We start from the raw sequence: 18,138 nt of genomic DNA, 5'->3' as shown, positions 1-18,138 counted from the left end.
CGGAGCGGGTTGCGCCTACCGTGCCCGCGTGGACCCGGACCAGGCCCGCAGGCTCGTCGCCGCCGAACCCACCTACGAGTGGGGCTTCCAGGAGGGGCGGACGTGCTCGGTGTGCGGGGCCAACATCCTGTCGCCGGACCGCGACCCGCACACCCGCTGGCACCGGGCGCTCGCGGAGCTGCTCGGGGTGGGGTGGGAGGACCTGGCGGCTCGGGCTCCGGCCGACGACGAGCTCGCCGCAGCCGTCGACGCCGTCGTCAACCCGCGGGGCCTGCGGCGGCTCTCGCGGATCGCGACCGCGGGTGTGCCCTGGCGCGCCATCCCGGACGTGCCGCTGGGCGAGGACGGGGTGGCGACGCTGCTCGTCGGGACGCCGGGGGTGGTGGTGGCGCGGGCTGCTCCCGGCCGGGTGGAGGTCCGGGGCGGCGTCGTGCACGTGGGCGGGCACCGGACGGCGCTGGCCGACTCGCTGCGTGGCGCCGTCGGCGTCGTGCGGGCGGCACTCGGGAGGGAGTCGCTGCGCGTGTGGGGCGTCGTCGTCGGTCTCGAGGGGCTCACGGGCGGCGACCCGGACCCGTCGGAGGTGCTCGCCGCGGCCGGCGACGGGCTCGCCGACCGGCTGGCGATGCTCCCCGAGGCGCTGGGGTACGGCGAGCTGGAGTCGGTCTACGACCTCGCGCGGCGGTCGTCGACCTGGCGCTGAGCCGTCTCCTGCAGCGCCCGGGCGGTGGCCGCGTCGGTGACCAGGGTGGTGCCGAGCCCCGAGCGCAGGAGCGCGTCGGCGGCCCGGGCCCGCTCCGGCTCGGCGACCAGGACGATCACCTCGCGGACCGCGCGCAGCGCCGCCTCGTCGATGGCGAGCACGCGGCGCGCGAGGTCGACGTCGAGCACCCGGCCGTCGGCGTCGAACGGGAGCGCCACGACCTCGCCGACGACGCCGCGGTCCGCCAGCGCCGCGCGCTCGTCCGCGTCGAGCACGTCGTGGACCGTCGAGTGCTCGGGGCTCCAGGCCCCGACCGAGATCACCGCGATCGTCAGGTCGGCGAAGCGGCCGAAGGCGTCGGCGACCCCCGGCTGCTCGCGCAGGGTGCGCGCGGTCTGGTCGTCGGGGAGCACGAGCGGGGCGTAGATCGGGAACGTCGGGCCCCCGCACAGCGCGCCGACGCGCGCGACGGTCTCCGCCGACGTGTCGGAGCGCCACGGCAGCGAGTACGCGCCGCAGAGCTGGACGACCGTGCAGGGCGGGAGCGCCGTCAGCGCGTCGACCGCCTCGTTGATCGTCCGTGACCAGGCCAGCCCGAGGACGTCGTCGGCACCCACGATCTCGGTGAGGAGCTCGGCGGTCAGGCCGGCGACGAGGGAGCGGCCGTCCCGCGGGGCGACCAGGGCCCGGCGCAGGCCGTAGGTCGCGGCGAGGTCCTCCGAGGCCCGGTGGTCGAGGTCGTCGCCCGCGGTGACCTCGATGCGCACGAGACCCTGCTCCTGCGCCGCGTCGAGCAGGCGGGCGACCACGAACCGGCTCATGTCGAGCTCCCGGGCGATCTCGACCTTGGTGCGCCCGAGCACGTGGAAGCGGTGGGCGGCCGTGGCCGCGAGCAGGCGGCGACCAGGTCCCCAGCCGGCGCTCTCGACGCTTGTGCTCATATGAGCATCGTAGCGTCTCGGCTCAGCACTTGACGTGGGCAAGATGCGGGTTCTCTACTGCGGGGGGAGGTCTTGGCTGAGCGGTCCGAACTGCTCAGATGAGCGCTCGATTCGTTCTACCGCGCCGAGGAGGAGACGGATGAGCACGACCGCACCGGAGCCTGCGTCGATCGCCGGGGACGGGCTCGCCCTCGATGCGGTCGACGCCCAGTGGTGGGGCCGGACGACGGCTACGGCGGCGTCTCGCTGGTGCGGATGACGCTGGCGCCGCACGCCCACACGGGCCCGCGCCGGTACGACGACGCCGACCGGCTCGTGATCGTGCTGGACGGCCACGCGCGCATCGAGGTCGAGGGGCGCCCGGCCGTCGGGCTGGGGCCGAACGAGGTCCTCCACGTCCCGCGTGCGACGCGGCACGGCGTCGAGACGGTCGGCGGCGTCGAACTGCTGGTGCTCGCGGCCGACGGTGGGGGTCAGCGGTAGAGGGTCAGCGGTAGAGGACGACGTCCGGGGCCGGCTCGGCCGCGAGGATCTCGCGGGCGCTCGGGCCGCCGGTGGGCACGACGGTCCCGCGCAGCGCGGGCGGGGTCGCGTCGCCCGTGGCGACGAGGGCGATCTCCGGGGGCGCGCCGGTCGCCGCGCCCGGGACCACGAGCAGCTTCTGCGGGAGGTTCGCCGCCCGGACGACGTCGGCGAGCCAGCGCGTCGCCGCGCCGAGCTCCTCGGGCGGGAGCGGCGTCGCGGCGTCGAGGGCGAGGCCGACGTCGGGCTCGCGGAGCAGGCGCTCCCAGGGCTCGACGGCCTCGACGACGCCGGTCGGGCCGGTGGGGACCGCGAGCACCAGCAGCTGGCGGTGGGCGCGGGTGAGGGCGAGCTGCTGCCACGCGGCACCGCTCGCGGCCGCGTCGGCCACCGGCAGCTCGAGCGCCGGCAGCGCCTCCCGGTCGGTGGTGCGGAACGCCGTCGCGGTGGACTCGACGCGATCGGCCGTCTCCTCCGTCGACACGCCGGGCGTCGCGCGGAGCACGACGACCCGGTGGTCGGGCGCGATCGTCGTCCCGCCACGGGGCAGCTCCTGGCGGGGTGCGGGTGCCGCCGGTGCCGGTGCCGCACCGGCGGCGGACGCCGCGGCCACCGGCGTCTCCACCGCGCTCGCCGGGACCGCGGCCGAGCCCCCGCCGAGCGCCGTCACGATCGCCAGCGCGAGCGCGATCAGCCGCGGCACGATCCACACGGCCGCCACCGCCGCCAACGCGATGAGGAAGATCAGGAGCACGCGCCGACGGCGGCGCTTCCGGTCCGCCTTCGCCGCCTGCCGCGCCGCCTCGTCCCGCGCGGCGGCCTGGCGCGCGACGGACGGTGACACCGCCTCCCCGGGCAGCGTCGCGACACGCTCCTGCTCGGCCTTCTCCCGCGCCTCGCGCTCGGCCGCTGCGCGCGCCGCCCTGGCGCGCGCTTCGCGTTCGCGGGCTTCGCGTTCGGCCTTCTCCCGCGCTTCGCGTTCGGCCTGCTCGCGTGCTTCTTGCTCGGCCTTCTCGCGAGCCTCCTGCTCGGCCTTCTCGCGGGCCTCGCGTTCGGCGGCCTCGCGGGCGTCGCGCTCCGCTGCCTCGCGAGCTTCCTGCTCAGCCTTCTCGCGGGCCTCCCGTTCGGCCCGCTCACGCGCTTCCTGCTCAGCCTGCTCGCGCGCTTCGCGCTCGGCCTGCTCGCGCGCCTCGCGTTCGGCCTGCTCGCGAGCCTCCCGCTCGGCAGTCTCGCGTGCCTCGCGTTCGGCGGCCTCGCGAGCTTCCTGCTCGGCCTTCTCGCGGGCCTCGCGTTCAGCGGTCTCGCGGGCTTCGCGTTCGGCGGCCTCGCGAGCTTCCTGCTCGGCCTTCGCGCGAGCCTCCCGTTCGGCAGTCTCGCGGGCTTCGCGTTCGGCCTGCTCGCGCGCTTCGCGTTCGGCGGTCTCGCGGGCTTCCTGCTCGGCCTTCTCGCGCGCCTCCCGTTCGGCAGTCTCGCGTGCTTCCTGCTCGGCCTTCTCGCGAGCCTCCCGCTCGGCGGTCTCGCGAGCTTCGCGTTCAGCCTGGTCGCGCGCCTCCTGTTCGGCAGCCTCGCGGCTCTCGCGTTCAGCCTGCTCACGCGCTTCGCGCTCAGCTTGATCGCGCGCCGCGCGCTCGTCGTGCGCCGTGCGTTGGGGCGTCTCTCCCGCGCCGGTCGTCTCGCGGGCCTCGCGCTCGGCGTCGTCGGGCGAGTTGCGGGGGGCGGGCGCGAGGGTCACCTCGTCCGGTCCGCCCCAGACGTCCTCCGCGCCGAGCTCGGCGTCGGTACGACGCCACCATCGGGTGCCCACCACCACGAGGCCACCTCCCCTCCGCCGCCGGGGACGGGGCCTCCCACCCAGGCGCGCGGCCCACGGTAGGGGGATGTTCGACGAGATCCGGCGCGCCGCGCCATGACACGCGGAGAGGTGTTCGACGCGCCACGCCCACGACCGGGCAGAGATCGCGCCGCCTCGGCGACGCGGGACGCACCGCCCGCGACGCCTCAGAGGGGGACGCGTGGTCGTCCGCCGGGTCGGGGTCGTCGTTCGGGGTCGATGATCCAGGGTGGGGTGAACCAGGGCAGCCCGTCGATCATCTGGATGGTCCAGTGCCCGTGGTGGATCACCTGGTGGTGATATCGGCACAGCAGGCACATGTTCTCGGTCGCCGTGGGCCCGTGGTCGATCCACTCTTTGACGTGGTGGGCCTGGCAGCGCCGGGGTGGGAGGGTGCAGCCGGGGAACGCGCAGCCCCCGTCGCGCAGATTGAGCGCCCGGCGGATCGCGTCTGGCGCGGTGCGCTGCAGGCGCCCGACGTCGAGGGGTTCGGACTTGCTGCCCAGCACCACCGGGACGATCTCGGCGTCGCACGCCCAGCGGCGCACCGTGCCCGGATGCACCCGCACCCCGGACTCCAGGACGCCGTAGCCGCCCCTCTCGGTGAGCGCCCCACGCAGCCAGCGGTGATCGATGGTGATGGTCAGCAACGCCCGCCCCGGTCGCCCGGGCACCGGGCGGCGGCGCTCGGATGCGGGGCGGCGCGGCTCGGGGATCAAAGCCTCCGGGGCGTCCGCCTGGTCTGACCCATCCGCCGGCCCGTACCCATCGCGGGGTCCATCGACAGGTCCGTCGGTGGCTCCGTCGGTGGCTCCGTCGGTGGCTCCGTCACCAGGTTCGCCGTCGGGTCCGTCGGCGGAGATGCCGTGCGGTCGGCGCGCGTCCCCGACGAGGTCTTTGAGGCCTTCGATGCGGCGCAGGGCCAGCTCACGGGTGTCGTCGGGACCGCACGGGGCGGCGAGGTCGTCGACGACAGTCTGGAACGCCTCGGCGTCGACCGGATCCGACATTCGGCCGCGGAAGTGCAGCACCCCGTTCTTGCGGCGGGTGAACAGCAACTCGTCGTCGCAGCCCGCGTTCTCCTCGGGCGGCTCCTGACCGTCCGGATCGAGATGGGCCAACAACCGGTCCGCGACCGCCTGCAACCCCTTGGGGCCGAGCCGGGTCGCGTCGTCGGCCAGGCGGCGCTCGGCCTCGACCCACTCCTCGAGCGGCAGACCCTCGACCCGGTCGAGACGGCGCATCGTCGTGCGGATGATCGCGATGTGCGCCGGGCCGAGCAGCCCACTCTTCGCCGCCGCGGCGGTGGCCGGCAACCGCGCCGGCAGCGCCTCTCCGATGATGGAGCGGCGCGGGCACAGGTCGGCAGCCTCGGCGACCAGCCGTTTCGCCTCGACCGCGCCGATCCGCCACAGCTCCTCGAGCAACCGCCCAGTCGAACGCGCCCCGCTGACCTCCGCGACCTGCAGCTCCTCCAGCGCAGCGACCTGCTCGAGACGCGCGTAGTCCTCCCGGCGGCGGGCGATCTCGCCGAGGCGGGCGCGCTCGATCGCGTCCCGCTCCACCGACCCGAGCACCCGTTCGCTCATGTGTTCGATTCTAGAGCGCACCCCCGACAACGCCGGGCCCGTTCGCGGAGACCGCCTCAACGAACTCCGCGACCGGCAACAATCCGCAGCCCGAGCACCCCGATGATCCGGCGTAGGGCGCCCCTCGCCGGTCTATCCGAGCCAAGGTGCCCTTCGCTCAGTAACCACGGCGCGCGAACCACGGCTCACGCCAGCCCCAGCACCGCCAGCGTCGTCCGGGCCGCTTCGCCGCCCTCGGTCTCGGCGAGATCGAGCGCCCCGGGCACGTCGAGGTCGTCGAGCAGCCGCGCGAGGACGGCCTCGGCCGCCGGGCCGTCGCCGCCGGGGTGCCGGGCCGCGGCGGCGTAGAGGCGCTCGAGGCGCGCGGCGGCGGCGTCGAGGGCGCCCGTGGTGACGTCCCACGGCTGCGCCCAGGGCCGGTCGAGCAGGAGCAGCCGCACAGCGGCGGCCGGGTGGGTCTCGAGGAGCTCGCCGACGAGCAGCAGGTTCCCCGCCGATTTGGCCATCTTCTCGCCGTCCACGCGCACCGTGCCGACGTGCAGGCGCGCCCGGGCGAAGGGCGCGACGCCGGTGACCGCCTCGACCATCGCGGCCTGGGTGGTGTGGTGCGGGTGGCGGAGGTCGGCGCCGCCGATGTGCAGGTCGATCGACGAGCCGAGGACCGTGAGCGCCATCGCCGCGCACTCCGCGTGCCAGCCGGGGCGCCCGTCGCCCCACGGGCTGGGCCAGGCGGCCTCGCCGGGCTGCGCCGGGCGCCAGACGAGGGCGTCCGCCGGGTTCTCGGCGTGGGGCCAGGGCGCCTCGCTGGACGTCTCGTCGCCGACGGGATCGGCCACCGACGGCAACAAAGAAGAACGGAACAGCACCGCCCCGCCCCGCTCGTACGCCGCACCCCGCTCGAGCAGCGCCGCGGCGAGGGCGACGACGCCGTCGACGTGGTTGTGCGCGCGCGGCTCGTGGGTCGGCGGGCGGACGCCGAGCGCGGCCATGTCGTGGTCGAAGCGGAACTGTCCGACGGCGGCGAAGCTGTCGAACCGCGCCCCGGCCCGCTCGGCGGCGGCGTCGAGGACGTCGTCGACGTCGGTGACGTTCCGGCAGCTCACGACCTCGATCCCGAGGCGACGCAGCACGCGGGAGGCCACGTCGGCCCACACGAACGTCGACGCGTGGCCGAGGTGGGTCGTGTCGTAGGGCGTGATCCCGCAGACGTAGGCGCGGGCGCGCCCGACCAGCGGCAACGGCGCGCCGGCCAGGCGCAGCGACGGGTTCGTCAACGGGTCCTCCCCGTGCGCTTGGCCGCACGGCGCCACTGCACCATCCGCCCGAGTCCGGGGATGGCGAGCAGCAGCACCCCGGCGATCGCGGCGAACAAGAGCCAGATGCCGAGCGGCAGGGTGGCCTCCAGCCCGAGGAACACGACGCGCGCCGGGTCGAGGTTCTGGAGGATGAAGACCAGCAGGAACACGAGCACCACGGCACCGAGGATCAGCCCGATCCACGCGCCGCCGATCCGCGTCCGCCCCGGCGAGGTCCGGATGCGCGGGCGCGCCGCCGCGGCACCGTCGGGGATCGTCACGGGTTCCGACGGCGGCCCGGCCACTCGATCGCCCGCCGGTCGATCACCCGGCGGTCGATCACCCGGCAGTCGATCACCGGCCAGCTCGGCCCGGGACACCGCTCCGGTGCCGGGCGTGGTCGGCCCGTCGGCCGGCGACGGCGCGCCGTACCGGGACTGCTCGCTCATGGCCGCCATCTTCGCGCGTCCCGGCGCCGGACGTGAGCCCCGAGGCGAGTGCCACGCCGATCAGAAGCTGCGGTGATGGCACACAGACCTGACATGTCTTCGACGTATGGCTCGCGGGCCGCGACGATCGACGCCATGACCACCTTCGTCCTCGTCCCCGGGATGTGCCACGGCGGCTGGTGCTTCGACGACCTCGCCGCCGAGCTGCGCGCCGCCGGCCACACCGTCAACGCGCTGACCCTGACCTCGGTCGGCGACCCGGACACCCCGCCCGACCCCGCCGTCGACCTCGAGACCCACGTCGCCGACGTCGTGCGTGCCCTCGACGCCGCCGACGGGCCGGTGGTCCTCGCCGGGCACAGCTACGGCGGGCTCCCGATGACCGTCGCCGCCGACCGTCGCCCCGAGACGGTGGACGCGCTCGTCTACCTCGACGCCTTCGTCCCCCGCGACGGCGAGACCGCCCGGACGATGACCGACGACCACGAGCGCGCCTGGTACGGCGAGGGCCGCGCGACCGGCCTCGTCCCGAAGCTCCCGTTCTTCGACGCCCGCGCGACCGACCACCCGCTCGCGACCCTCGAGCAGCCCGCCGTCCTCGCGCACGGTCTCGAGCGCCACCGGAAGCGCGTCTACCTCTACGCGAAGGACTGGGGCGCGCTCACCTCGCCGTTCGTCGACACCCTCGCCCGGCTGCGCGACGACCCGGCCTGGTCGGTCCACGAGCTCGACGCCGCCCACAACCTCATGCGCGACGTCCCCGAGCAGCTCCGCGACCTCCTGCTCGACGCCGCTCGTCGGTGATCAGCGGGCCACCGCCACCGTCACCCCGCGCCCCCGCTGCTTCGGCATCACGAGCACGCCGCCGCCGTGCTCGCGGGCGGCGAGGATCGCGGCCGCCTCGGCGACGCTGCCGGTGCCGGTGAGGCGGCGGACGACGGCCGAGGGGCTGGGGACGTCGACGGTGTCGAGCTCGCTCGCGGGGTAGGTCCGCAGCAGGCGCCCCGCGGCGAGCTCCAGGACCGCCGGCTCCGACGCCCGCGTCACGATCGTCGCGACGACGTCGACGCCGTCGAGGCCGAGCGCGCCCACCGCCTCCTGCAGGTGCGCCAGCGGCGTGCCCGGCTCGATCCCGACGCCCAGGACGAGCACCATCTACGGCGTCACCAGCGCGTCGAGCACGTCGCCGACGTGGTCCTGGATCGACAGGTGCCCGGTGGCCGGGAGCCGGTGCAGGCGCCCGACGCCGGTGGGGAGGCGCGAGGCGATGTCCTCGGCGTGGTGCATCGGCACCATGGCGTCGGCCTCGCCCTGGAAGATCTCGACGGGCGTGGTGACCGCGGACCAGTCGATCTTCCAGGGTTGCGCCCACAGCCGGTACTCCTCCATCACCCCCGCGGGCCCCTGGCGCAACGACTCCACGAAGAAGGACATCTCCTCCTTCGGGGAGCGCCGGGCGAGGAAAGCGCGGTCGGGCTCGGTGAGCTCCTCGGCGATCTGGGCGACGGCGGTCTTCGGCACGATCTCGCTCGCCCACTTCTGCAGGCGCAGCATCATGGCCTCGCGGCGCGGGTGGTCGTCGAGGTTGTCGAGCATCTCGAGGTCCGACTTCGCCAGCCCCTCGCGGGCGCCCGGGCGGTCGTCGATGGGCCCGGCGCCGGCCATGAGCGCGGTGCCCGTGATCCGCGGCCCGCAGCCGGCCGCGCACGCGAGTGCGAACGGCCCGCCCGCGGAATAGCCGACGGTCGCGAAGCGGTCGATCCCGAGGGCGTCGGCCAGCGCGATCACCTCGCCCGCGTAGCCCGCGATCGTGCGCCCGGGCACCGGGTCGGAGCGCCCGATCCCGCCGCGGTCCGGGCAGAGGACGCGCAGGCCCCGCTCGCGGGCCGGCCCGTCGGTGAAGTCCTTGCCGAGGCGGCTGTCCGGCGTGCCGTGGAAGAAGAAGACGGGCGCGCCGGCGGGGTCGCCGTGCTCGACGACGGCGACGGCGCGCCCGTGGACGGTGACGCGGCGGTCGGTCATCGGGACATCGTGACGTGTCGCAGCCAGCGGGCGACACCGTCGGGACGGCCCGCCGGGTGGGTGTGCAGGTAGGAGGCGTGGACGCCGCCGGCGACGAACCCCTCGGGCTCGGCGTCGCCCCAGCGCCAGGCCGGGGCGGCGCCGGCGCGCGGGGTCGTCACGGTGCGGTGGAACTCGTGGCCGGTGACGGTCTCGCCGGCCGCGGCGAGCGGGGAGTCGGCGCAGGCCGTCGCGGTGCGGTAGCCCAGCGCCAGGCGGGGGCCCATGGCGGCGTTGGCGTCGAGCACCCCGCACATCGGCGCGCCGTCCAGCGAGCGCGCGAGGTAGAGCAGCCCGCCGCACTCGGCGTGCACCGGCCCGCCCGCCGCTGCGAACGCGCGCACGTCCTCGCGCAGGGCGGCGTTGGCGGACAGGGCCTCGGCGTGCTCCTCGGGGAAGCCGCCGGGCAGCACGAGGCCCGCCGTGCCCGGGGGCAGCGCGGTGTCGTGGGCGGGGTCGACGGTGACGACCTGGGCCCCGCCGGCGGCCAGCAGCTCGACGTGCTCGGGGTAGCCGAAGGTGAACGCCGCTCCCCCGGCGACGGCCACCACCGGGTCGCCCGGGACGGCCGGGCCCACCGCCGCCTCCGGGTCCCAGGCCGACGCCGGCGTCGACGGCGCCGAGCGTGCGAGGGCGGCGACGGCGTCGAGGTCGACGTGGTCGGCCACGAGGCCCGCCATCGCGTCGACGGCGGAGCGCGCCGCGGCGCCGTGCTCGGCGGCGGTGACCAGCCCGAGGTGGCGGGACGGCACGGCGAGCTCGGCGTGGCGCGGCAGGACGCCCAGCACGGGCAGGGCGACCTCGGCGCACGCGGCGCGGAGGATCTCCTCGTGGCGGTGCGACCCGACCCGGTTGAGGATCACGCCGCCCAGCCGCAGCCGCGGGTCGAAGTCGCGGAACCCGGCGAGCAGCGCGGCGACCGACCGGGACTGGCCGCGCGCGTCCACCACGAGCACCACCGGGGCGTCGAGCATCCGGGCGACGTGGGCGGTCGAACCATCGCCGTCCGGAGAAGCGCCGATCCGCCCGTCGAAGAGCCCCATGACGCCCTCGATCACGGCCAGCTCCGCGCCCCGGGACCCGTGGACCACCAGCCCGGGCAGGGTCGCGGCGTCGACGAGGACGGGGTCGAGGTTGCGCCCGGGGCGCCCGGCGGCCAGGGCGTGGTAGCCGGGGTCGACGTAGTCGGGGCCGACCTTGAACGGGGCGGCGGCGGTGCCGCGCGCCTCCAGGGCGCCGAGCAGGCCGGTGGCGACGGTGGTCTTGCCGCTGCCCGAGGACGGCGCCGCGACGACGACCCGGGCAGGAAGCGTCACCACTCGATCCCCTTCTGCCCCTTCTGCCCCGCGTCCATCGGGTGCTTGATCTTCGTCATCTCGGTGACGAGGTCCGCGGCGTCGATCAGCGCCGGCGGGGCGTCGCGGCCGGTGACGACGACGTGCTGGTGGCCGGGACGGTCGTTCAGCACCGACACCACCTCGTCGACCTCGATCCACCCCCACTTCAGCGGGTAGGTGAACTCGTCGAGCACGTAGAAGTCGTGCGCGCCCGCCTCGAGGCGGCGCCGGATCTCCGCCCAGCCCTCGCGCGCAGCGTCGGCGTGGTCCTCCTCGGACCCCTGCTTGCGCGACCAGGACCAGCCCTCGCCCATCTTGTGCCACTCGACGGGCCCGCCCTGGCCGGTCTCGCGGTGCAGGTCACCAAGGGCGCGCAGGGCGGTCTCCTCGCCCACGCGCCACTTCGCCGACTTGACGAACTGGAACACCGCGATCGACGACCCGGCGGTCCACTGCCGCAGCGCGAGCCCGAACGCCGCGGTGGACTTGCCCTTGTTCACGCCGGTGTGGACGACGAGCAGCGGTCGCCGCCGGCGCTGGCGCGTCGTCAGCCCGTCGTCCGGGACACTGCTCGGGACCCCCTGCGGCACGGCGACCCTCCTTCGTCGGTATGTGAGCGAAATTCACGGCTATGGCCGGGAATTCCGCTCACGAGGCCCGGAACTGCTCGACCACGCCGGCGACGGACTCGCCGGTCAGCTCGTCGAGGGTGACGACGGTGCCGCCGGCGACGCGCGCCACGCGGCCGGCGAGCCCGAGGCGCACCGGACCGGACTCGCAGTCGACGACGACCGTGCTCATGCTCGCGCCCCGCCCGGCGGCCCCGGCGTCGCGCGCCAGACCCCGCGCGGCGTCCAGGGCGGCGTCGAGCCCGCCGGACGACGTCGCGCGCCCGTCGGTGAGCACCACCAGCAGCCCGCGCCGCCGGGGATCGCGCGTGCGCTCGGTGCGCAGCACGGCCCGGGCGGTGCGCAGGCCGTCGGCGAGCGGGGTCCGCCCGCCGGTGCGCAGGTCGTGGAGGCGGGCGTGGGCGGCGTGCACGGACGTCGTCGGCGGGAGCGTCACGCTCGCCGACGAGCCCCGGAACGTCACAACACCGACGCGGTCGCGGCGCTGGTAGGCGTCGCGGAGCAGGGCGGCGACGGCCCCGGTGACCGCGGACATCCGCCGCCGCGCCGCCATCGACCCCGACGCGTCGACGCAGAACAGGACGAGGTTGCCCTCGCGGCCCTCGCGCACGGCGTGGCGCAGGTCGTCACGCCCCACCTGCGCACCCCGCCCGGCGGCCGCGAGCACCGTCGCGGGGACGTGCAGCGTCGTGTCGTCGCGGGCGTCCGGCACCGCGCGGACCACGCGGCCCTGCCGGCCCCGGGCACGCGAGCGACGGCCCGGCGCGCCCTCCCCCGTCCCGCGGATCTCGAACCGGCGCGCCTTCAGCCGCGTCCGCGCGGGGGCGCCGACCGGGACGCCCGCGGGCTCCGAGGGCTGGGACGGCTCCGACGGCTGGGACGGCTCGGACTGCTGAGGAGATGAGTCCGACGACGACCCGTTCGACGGCGGGCTCGGCGGCACCTCCCCGGACGCCGGCGGCGGCGCGCCGCCCCCGCCCGGCCCGTCGCCACCACCGTCGGGAGGACCGCCCCCGTCGTCCGGCGGACCGCCACCGTCATCGTCCGGGCCGCCCTCCGGCGGTTCCGGTGGTTCCGGCTCGTCCGCCGCCTCGTCCGCCTCCTGCTCGGCCTTTTCCAGGGCCTCGTCGAGCTCGTCGTCGCCGAGGTGCGGCTCGTCGAACGGGTCGCGGCGGCGCCGGTGGGGCAGGGCGAGGCGGGCGGCAGCGCGGACGTCGGACGCGTCGACGGCGTCCGCGCCGCGCCAGGCGGCGTGGGCCACGGCCGTGCGGGCGAGGACGACGTCGGCGCGCATCCCGTCGACCTCGACCTCCGCGCACAGCGCCGAGATCCGCACGAGCTCGGCGTCGGGCAGCACCACGGACGCCAGCCGGGCCCGGGCCGCCACCAGACGCGCCCGTAGCGCGTCTTCCTCACCGGCGAAGCGTTCCGCGAACCCCGCCGGGTCGGCGTCGTGCGCGAGCCGCCGCCGCACCACCTCGGTGCGCTCGGCGACGTCGCGCGAGGCCGTGACGTGCACGGTCAGCCCGAAGCGGTCCAGCAGCTGCGGGCGCAGCTCGCCCTCCTCCGGGTTCATGGTCCCGACCAGGAGGAACGCCGCGGGGTGGGTCAGCGAGACGCCGTCGCGCTCGACGGTGGCGCGGCCGGTCGCGGCGGCGTCGAGGAGCAGGTCGACGAGGTGGTCGTGCAGGAGGTTGACCTCGTCGACGTAGAGAACGCCCCGGTGCGCGGCGGCGAGCAGGCCCGGCCGCACGGTCGCGCGCCCGTGGGCGAGGACCTCCTCGAGGTCGAGGGACCCGATGACCCGGTCCTCGGACGCGCCGACGGGCAGCTCGACCAGCCGCACGGCACGGCGCTCCCGATCAGCGTCCGCCGGGAACGGACCGTCGGGGCTCTCCTCACCGGCGTCGACGTCCACCGAGAACCGGTCGGCGGTGACGACCTCCACCGGCGGCAGGAGCGTCGCGAGCGCCCGCACGATCGTCGTCTTCGCGGTGCCCTTCTCCCCGCGCACCAGCACGCCCCCGATGCCCGGGTCGACGGCGGTGAGCATGAGGGCGGTTCGCAGGTCCTCGTGGCCGACGACGGCCGAGAACGGGAAGCCCAAGACGGGTCCTCACGAGTAGGGGGAGACAGGACGGCCGACCCTAACCCACGACATCTGAGCGTCCGCTGAGATGACCGCGACAGGGAGGCGCCTCCGCGGAGCGGGACCCGGACCCGGGGGCAGGTGGGCCCGGGTCCCGTCTCCGTTTCGTCGGACCGGTCTGCCCTCCGGTCCGGACGTCTCTACCTCAGTTCAGCTGGGGCGCCAGCGCCGCGCTCACCGCGGCGATCCGCACGTAGAACCCGGGCTTGCCGGCGCGGGCGCACCCGTCACCGAAGGACGTGACGCCGATGAGCTTCCCCCCGGCGACGAGCGGCCCGCCGGAGTCGCCCTGGCACGAGTCGACGCCGCCCTGGTCGAACCCGGCGCAGGTCAGGCGGCGGGCGTCGAACGACCGGTCGCCGGCCCGGCAGTAGTCGTCGCCGCGCATCGGCACGGTCGCCGTCAGCAGGTACCGCGACGGCGCGCCGCTCTCCGCCGTCGTGCCCCAGCCGAGGATCTGGGCGGCGCGACCGTCCTGGTAGAGCTTCTCGTCGCCCGGGCCGGCCAGCGGCAGCGGCGTGCGCGCGCTCGGGGTCGCGAGCGTCAGCACCGCGAGGTCGGTGCCCTGGCCGACGCCCTCGAACTCCGGGCTCGTCCAGGAGGACGTCACGGCCGAGGTCTCGCCGACCGTCGACTGCTTGTCGTCCCGGCCGAAGACCACCCGGGTCTGCTGCGCGGTGGTGCTGGCCATGCAGTGGGCGGCGGTGAGCACCTTGTCCGGCGCGACGAGCGTGCCGCCGCAGAACTGGAAGCCGCCCTGGTCGGTCAGGAAGACCGCCCACGGGTTCTCGTCGGTGGTCGTCCGCGCGCCACCGACGACGCGGACGCCGGCGTCGACGACGAGACCACCGCCGGAGCCGTCGTCGGTGGGCGGCGTCCCGTCCGCCGCCCAGGCGCCCCCGGCGGCGGCCAGCGCGAGCAGGAGGGCGGCACCGGCGAGCACGAGGGCCCGTCCCGTCACGAGGACGACATGACCTCCCGGCCAGTCGGCCAGCCCACCGCGCACGCCGTTCGACATCCGGTCCGCCCTTTCGCCCAGGTCCGTTCGGCGGCTCCTCGACTGCGCTGTGTGGCGCAGTGGGAGCTGCCGTTGGCCGCAGACCACAGCAGCCGCTCGACCCCCGGACAAGGCGGTGGACGGAAGGTTCGCTCCGCCGAGCGACGATGAACGGTCGATTTCCGTCGGTAAACGACACCGACGGGTGGTCGTCGGCCGGTGAGCGGTCGCCGCTCGTCGACGAACGGACCGCCCGCCGACCGTTCGTCGCGAGGGTCCCGCGTGGGTGACCCTCACCGGCCGGACCGCACGGCCTCCGGTGGCGCACTACCGTGGAGCCCGTGCCCCACCACGACCTGGTCATCATCGGCACCGGCTCCGGGAACACGATCCCGGACGAACGGTTCGCCGGCATGGACGTGGCGATCATCGAGCACGGCGTCTACGGCGGGACCTGCCTGAACGTCGGCTGCATCCCGACCAAGATGTACGTGTACGCGGCCGACGTCGCCGAGACGATCCGGCACGCGAGCAGGCTCGGCGTGGACGCCTCGGTCGACAAGATCCGCTGGACCGACATCCGCGACCGCGTCTTCGGGCGGATCGACCCGATCTCGGCGGGCGGGCAGGCCTACCGGCAGGGCCAGGAGGGCACGACGGTCTACCTCGGCCACGCCCGCTTCGCCGGCGAGCGCGAGCTGGCCGTGACGCCGACCGAGGGCCCCACAGGCAACAGGGCGCCGGTCACCGTCACCGGCGACCGCGTGGTCGTCGCCGCGGGCGCGCGGCCGGCGATCCCCGAGGTCATCGCCTCGAGCGGCGTCCCGTTCCACACCTCCGACGACGTCATGCGCCTCGACGAGGTCCCGCGCCGCCTGACGATCGTCGGCGGCGGCTACATCGCCGCCGAGTTCGCGCACGTGTTCTCCGCGCTGGGTTCCGAGGTCACCCTCGCCACCCGGGGGCCTGCGCTCCTGCGCGACCAGGACGAGGAGATCTCGGCGCGGTTCACCGAGCTCGCCGCGCAGCGGTGGAACGTCCTGCTCGAGGCCGCGCCCACCGCGCCGCCCGAGCAGCGCGCGGACGGCACGATCGTCCTGCACTCCCACCAGGGCTCGATCGAGGGCGACGCGCTGCTCGTGGCCACCGGGCGCATCCCCAACTCGGACCGCCTCGACGCCGCCGCGGGCGGGCTCGCGCTGCACCCCGACGGCCGGATCGTCGTCGACGAGCAGCAGCGCACCACCGCCCCGGGCGTGTGGGCGCTCGGCGACGTGAGCTCGGAGTTCCAGCTCAAGCACGTCGCCAACCACGAGGCCGCCGTGGTGCGGCACAACCTGCTCCACCCCGACGAGCCGCGGGCGACGAACAACGCCCACGTGCCGTCGGCGGTGTTCACCGACCCGCAGATCGCCTCGATCGGGCTGCGCGAGCAGGACTGCCGCGACCGCGGCATCCCCTACGTCTGCAAGACCCAGCGCTACGGCGACGTCGCCTTCGGGTGGGCGATGGAGGACACCACCGGTGTCGTCAAGATCGTCGCCTCGCCCGACGGGACGCTGCTCGGCGCCCACCTCATGGGCCCCGAGGCGTCCTCGCTGGTGCAGCCGCTCATCCAGGCGATCACGTTCGGCCTCGACGCACGGACGATGGCCGAGAAGCAGTACTGGATCCACCCGGCGCTGCCCGAGGTGATCGAGAACGCGCTGCTCGGGCTCGCGCTCGACCCCGAGAACTGGTGACCACCCGGTCCCCCTATTCGGTGCGACGGAACCGCCACACCGCCAGCGCCAGCAGGATCACGCACGACGCCACGGTGATCAGGATCTGCACGCTCACCGGCACGTGCCAGCTCCCCCAGACGATCCCCGGGTCGAACCGGGCGCGGGTGGCGGCGTCGACGTCGAGGTGGTCGAACACCACCGAGCGCAGCGGCTCGACGGCGTAGGTCATCGGGTTGACGTGGGTCAGCACCGTGAGCCACGTCGGGAGCCCCGAGAGCGGGAAGAGCGCGCCGGACAGGAACATCAGCGGCGTGATCACGAGCTGGACCAGCGGCATCGCCGTCTGGACCTGGCGCACGCGGGCGGCCAGCACGAGGCCGAGCGAGGTGATCATGAAGCCCATGAGGAAGATCAGGCCGATCATCGCCAGGAGCATCAGCGGGTCGTAGGGCACGCCGACGAGCCCGGCCAGCGCGAGCAGCACGAGGCACTGCAGGGTCGCCACGGACGCGCCGCCGAGGGCCTTGCCGACGAGGATCGACGCCGTCGACACCGGCGCGACGAGCATCTCGCGCAGGAACCCGAACTCGCGGTCCCAGACGATCGAGATGCCCGCGAACGCGGCGGTGAACAGCACCGAGATCGCCATGACCCCGGGGAACAGGAACGTCGTGAACCCCACGGTGCCGCCGGCGCTGCTGTTCAGGAGCGAGCCGAGGCCGGTGCCGAGCACGAACAGGAACAGCAGCGGCTGGGCCAGCGAGGACAGGATCCGCGACCGGTCCTTGACGAACCGGATCATCTCGCGCTGCCAGACCACGGTCGCGGCGCGGGTCTCGGTGACGAGGCTGCTCTGCGGGATGTGCAGGGCCTCGGGTCGCACGGTGGTGGTCATCAGCGCCTCATCCGCATCGCCATCGGGTGCATGCTCGGGCCCGCCTCGGCGTCCCGGATCGTCGAGCCCGTGTGGGCGAGGAAGACGTCGTCGAGGCTGGGGCGGGTGACGGTGACCGAGCGGATGGCCACGCCGTGGCCGCCGAGACGGTCGAAGAGCCGGGGCACGAAGCCGGCGCCGTCGGGCACCGCGATCGTCACCGCCCCCTCGCGCACCGCCCCCTCGAGCCCGAGCTCGGTGCGCAGCGCCCGCAGGGCCGCCTCGTCGTCGTCGGTGGTGATCGAGACCCGGTCCGCGCCGACCTGCGCCTTGAGGGCGTCCGGGGTGTCGAGGGCGACGATCCGGCCCTCGTTCATGATCGCGATCCGGTCGCAGTGCTCGGCCTCGTCCATGTAATGGGTGGTGACGAAGACCGTGATCTCCTCACTGCGGTGCAGCTCGGCGACGTAGTCCCAGATCGTGCCGCGCGTCTGGGGGTCGAGCCCGATCGTCGGCTCGTCGAGGAAGAGCACCTGCGGCGAGTGCAACAGGCCGCGGGCGATCTCGAGGCGGCGCCGCATGCCGCCGGAGTAGGTGCGCACCTCGTCGCCGCGGCGGTCCCACAGGCCGACCATGCGCAGGACCTCCTCGCGGCGGGCGGGCGCGCGCCGGCGGTCGACCCCGTAGAGCTCCTGGTGGAAGCGAAGGTTCTGCTCGCCCGACATGGGGGCGTCCAGGGTCGGGTCCTGGAACACCAGGCCGATGCGCCGGCGCACCGCGGCGCGGTCCCGCACGACGTCGAGCCCGACGACCTCGGCGTGCCCGTCGGTCGGCTCGACGAGCGTGCAGAGGATGTTGATCGTGGTCGACTTGCCCGCGCCGTTTGGCCCGAGGAAGCCGAACGTCTCGCCGCGCGCCACCTCGAGGTCGATGCCGCGGACCGCCTCGACCGTCCCGTAGCGCTTCACCAGGCCGCGGACCGCGACCGCCGGTGTGTCCATCCCGTGCCCCTCCTCTAACGGTGTTAGAGACGCTAC

Annotated in this window: 17 protein-coding genes; 4 read left to right on the top strand and 13 right to left on the bottom strand. The window is 75.1% G+C overall.

Going from position 1 to position 18,138, the window contains the following annotated elements:
- Positions 1–28: 28 nt before the first annotated feature.
- Positions 29–703 (top strand): hypothetical protein, encoded by a 675-nt coding sequence (locus EV188_RS04455; protein ID WP_133824966.1) that lies wholly within the window; start codon positions 29–31, stop codon positions 701–703.
- On the opposite strand, the gene EV188_RS04450 is transcribed toward EV188_RS04455, so the two are convergent.
- Complete coding sequence (locus EV188_RS04450) at positions 667–1,644, bottom strand: sugar-binding transcriptional regulator (protein ID WP_133824965.1); 978 nt, start codon at positions 1,642–1,644, stop codon at positions 667–669. The genes EV188_RS04455 and EV188_RS04450 overlap by 37 nt on opposite strands.
- A 210-nt stretch (positions 1,645–1,854) precedes the next feature.
- Here EV188_RS04450 and EV188_RS04445 point away from each other — a divergent pair, with 210 nt between their 5' ends.
- Positions 1,855–2,127, top strand: a complete 273-nt coding sequence (locus EV188_RS04445) for a cupin domain-containing protein (RefSeq protein ID WP_133824964.1) — start codon at positions 1,855–1,857, stop codon at positions 2,125–2,127.
- 4 nt (positions 2,128–2,131) lie between these two features.
- Here EV188_RS04445 and EV188_RS04440 read toward each other — a convergent pair whose 3' ends face one another.
- From EV188_RS04440 to EV188_RS04425, 4 genes are all read right to left on the bottom strand, one after another.
- On the bottom strand, positions 2,132–3,976 hold the full coding sequence (locus tag EV188_RS04440) for a coiled-coil domain-containing protein (RefSeq protein ID WP_133824963.1): 1,845 nt from the start codon (positions 3,974–3,976) through the stop codon (positions 2,132–2,134).
- 188 nt (positions 3,977–4,164) lie between these two features.
- The gene (locus EV188_RS04435) at positions 4,165–5,586 is read right to left on the bottom strand and encodes an HNH endonuclease signature motif containing protein (RefSeq protein WP_133824962.1); all 1,422 of its coding nucleotides are present in this window, start codon (positions 5,584–5,586) and stop codon (positions 4,165–4,167) included.
- Between the two features lie 185 nt (positions 5,587–5,771).
- The gene (locus tag EV188_RS04430; protein WP_208113972.1) at positions 5,772–6,860 is read right to left on the bottom strand and encodes a cysteine--tRNA ligase; all 1,089 of its coding nucleotides are present in this window, start codon (positions 6,858–6,860) and stop codon (positions 5,772–5,774) included.
- A complete protein-coding gene (locus EV188_RS04425) occupies positions 6,857–7,330 on the bottom strand; it encodes a LapA family protein (protein ID WP_133824961.1) in 474 nt (157 codons plus the stop codon). Before EV188_RS04425 ends, EV188_RS04430 begins: the two co-directional genes overlap by 4 nt.
- A gap of 135 nt (positions 7,331–7,465) precedes the next feature.
- Here EV188_RS04425 and EV188_RS04420 point away from each other — a divergent pair, with 135 nt between their 5' ends.
- Positions 7,466–8,134 (top strand): alpha/beta fold hydrolase, encoded by a 669-nt coding sequence (locus tag EV188_RS04420; RefSeq protein WP_133824960.1) that lies wholly within the window; start codon positions 7,466–7,468, stop codon positions 8,132–8,134.
- Here EV188_RS04420 and EV188_RS04415 read toward each other — a convergent pair whose 3' ends face one another.
- From EV188_RS04415 to EV188_RS04390, 6 genes are all read right to left on the bottom strand, one after another.
- Positions 8,135–8,485, bottom strand: a complete 351-nt coding sequence (locus EV188_RS04415) for a cobalamin biosynthesis protein (RefSeq protein WP_133824959.1) — start codon at positions 8,483–8,485, stop codon at positions 8,135–8,137.
- Positions 8,486–9,352 carry an alpha/beta fold hydrolase gene (locus EV188_RS04410; protein ID WP_133824958.1) on the bottom strand — a complete coding sequence of 289 codons (867 nt, stop codon included), beginning with the start codon at positions 9,350–9,352 and terminating at the stop codon, positions 8,486–8,488.
- Positions 9,349–10,707, bottom strand: coding sequence for a cobyrinic acid a,c-diamide synthase CobB (locus EV188_RS04405; protein WP_208113971.1), 1,359 nt, complete (start codon positions 10,705–10,707; stop codon positions 9,349–9,351). The genes EV188_RS04410 and EV188_RS04405 overlap by 4 nt, the downstream gene beginning before the upstream one ends.
- On the bottom strand, positions 10,704–11,318 hold the full coding sequence (gene cobO, locus EV188_RS04400) for a cob(I)yrinic acid a,c-diamide adenosyltransferase (RefSeq protein WP_133824956.1): 615 nt from the start codon (positions 11,316–11,318) through the stop codon (positions 10,704–10,706). The genes EV188_RS04405 and cobO overlap by 4 nt, the downstream gene beginning before the upstream one ends.
- A 58-nt stretch (positions 11,319–11,376) precedes the next feature.
- A complete protein-coding gene (locus EV188_RS04395) occupies positions 11,377–13,410 on the bottom strand; it encodes a VWA domain-containing protein (RefSeq protein WP_133825403.1) in 2,034 nt (677 codons plus the stop codon).
- A 241-nt stretch (positions 13,411–13,651) separates the two neighbouring features.
- Entirely contained in the window at positions 13,652–14,467 is an 816-nt protein-coding gene (locus EV188_RS04390) for a S1 family peptidase (RefSeq protein ID WP_243741460.1), read from the bottom strand.
- 377 nt (positions 14,468–14,844) lie between these two features.
- Between EV188_RS04390 and EV188_RS04385 the strand changes: the two genes are divergently transcribed.
- Positions 14,845–16,245, top strand: a complete 1,401-nt coding sequence (locus EV188_RS04385) for a mycothione reductase (protein ID WP_133824954.1) — start codon at positions 14,845–14,847, stop codon at positions 16,243–16,245.
- Between the two features lie 13 nt (positions 16,246–16,258).
- Here EV188_RS04385 and EV188_RS04380 read toward each other — a convergent pair whose 3' ends face one another.
- Together EV188_RS04380 and EV188_RS04375 are read right to left on the bottom strand one after the other, a co-directional pair.
- Positions 16,259–17,122, bottom strand: coding sequence for an ABC transporter permease (locus EV188_RS04380; protein WP_133824953.1), 864 nt, complete (start codon positions 17,120–17,122; stop codon positions 16,259–16,261).
- Positions 17,122–18,102, bottom strand: coding sequence for an ATP-binding cassette domain-containing protein (locus EV188_RS04375; protein WP_133824952.1), 981 nt, complete (start codon positions 18,100–18,102; stop codon positions 17,122–17,124). Before EV188_RS04375 ends, EV188_RS04380 begins: the two co-directional genes overlap by 1 nt.
- Positions 18,103–18,138: the final 36 nt, after the last annotated feature.

The sequence above is a fragment of the Actinomycetospora succinea genome, assembly GCF_004363095.1.
Classification (GTDB): Bacteria; Actinomycetota; Actinomycetes; order Mycobacteriales; family Pseudonocardiaceae; genus Actinomycetospora; species Actinomycetospora succinea.
Note: the sequence above shows the minus strand (reverse complement) of the source record. Positions and strands in the feature narration are given on the sequence as shown.

What these genes read in the sequence shown, in the direction of transcription:
- EV188_RS04450 (WP_133824965.1), bottom strand. Translation starts at nt 1,644, where the DNA reads ATGAGCACAAGCGTCGAGAGCGCCGGCTGGGGACCTGGTCGCCGCCTG.
- EV188_RS04435 (WP_133824962.1), bottom strand. Translation starts at nt 5,586, where the DNA reads ATGAGCGAACGGGTGCTCGGGTCGGTGGAGCGGGACGCGATCGAGCGC.
- EV188_RS04425 (WP_133824961.1), bottom strand. Translation starts at nt 7,330, where the DNA reads ATGAGCGAGCAGTCCCGGTACGGCGCGCCGTCGCCGGCCGACGGGCCG.
- EV188_RS04420 (WP_133824960.1), top strand. Translation starts at nt 7,466, where the DNA reads ATGACCACCTTCGTCCTCGTCCCCGGGATGTGCCACGGCGGCTGGTGC.
- EV188_RS04415 (WP_133824959.1), bottom strand. Translation starts at nt 8,485, where the DNA reads ATGGTGCTCGTCCTGGGCGTCGGGATCGAGCCGGGCACGCCGCTGGCG.
- EV188_RS04410 (WP_133824958.1), bottom strand. Translation starts at nt 9,352, where the DNA reads ATGACCGACCGCCGCGTCACCGTCCACGGGCGCGCCGTCGCCGTCGTC.
- EV188_RS04395 (WP_133825403.1), bottom strand. Translation starts at nt 13,410, where the DNA reads ATGCTCACCGCCGTCGACCCGGGCATCGGGGGCGTGCTGGTGCGCGGG.
- EV188_RS04380 (WP_133824953.1), bottom strand. Translation starts at nt 17,122, where the DNA reads ATGACCACCACCGTGCGACCCGAGGCCCTGCACATCCCGCAGAGCAGC.
- EV188_RS04375 (WP_133824952.1), bottom strand. Translation starts at nt 18,102, where the DNA reads ATGGACACACCGGCGGTCGCGGTCCGCGGCCTGGTGAAGCGCTACGGG.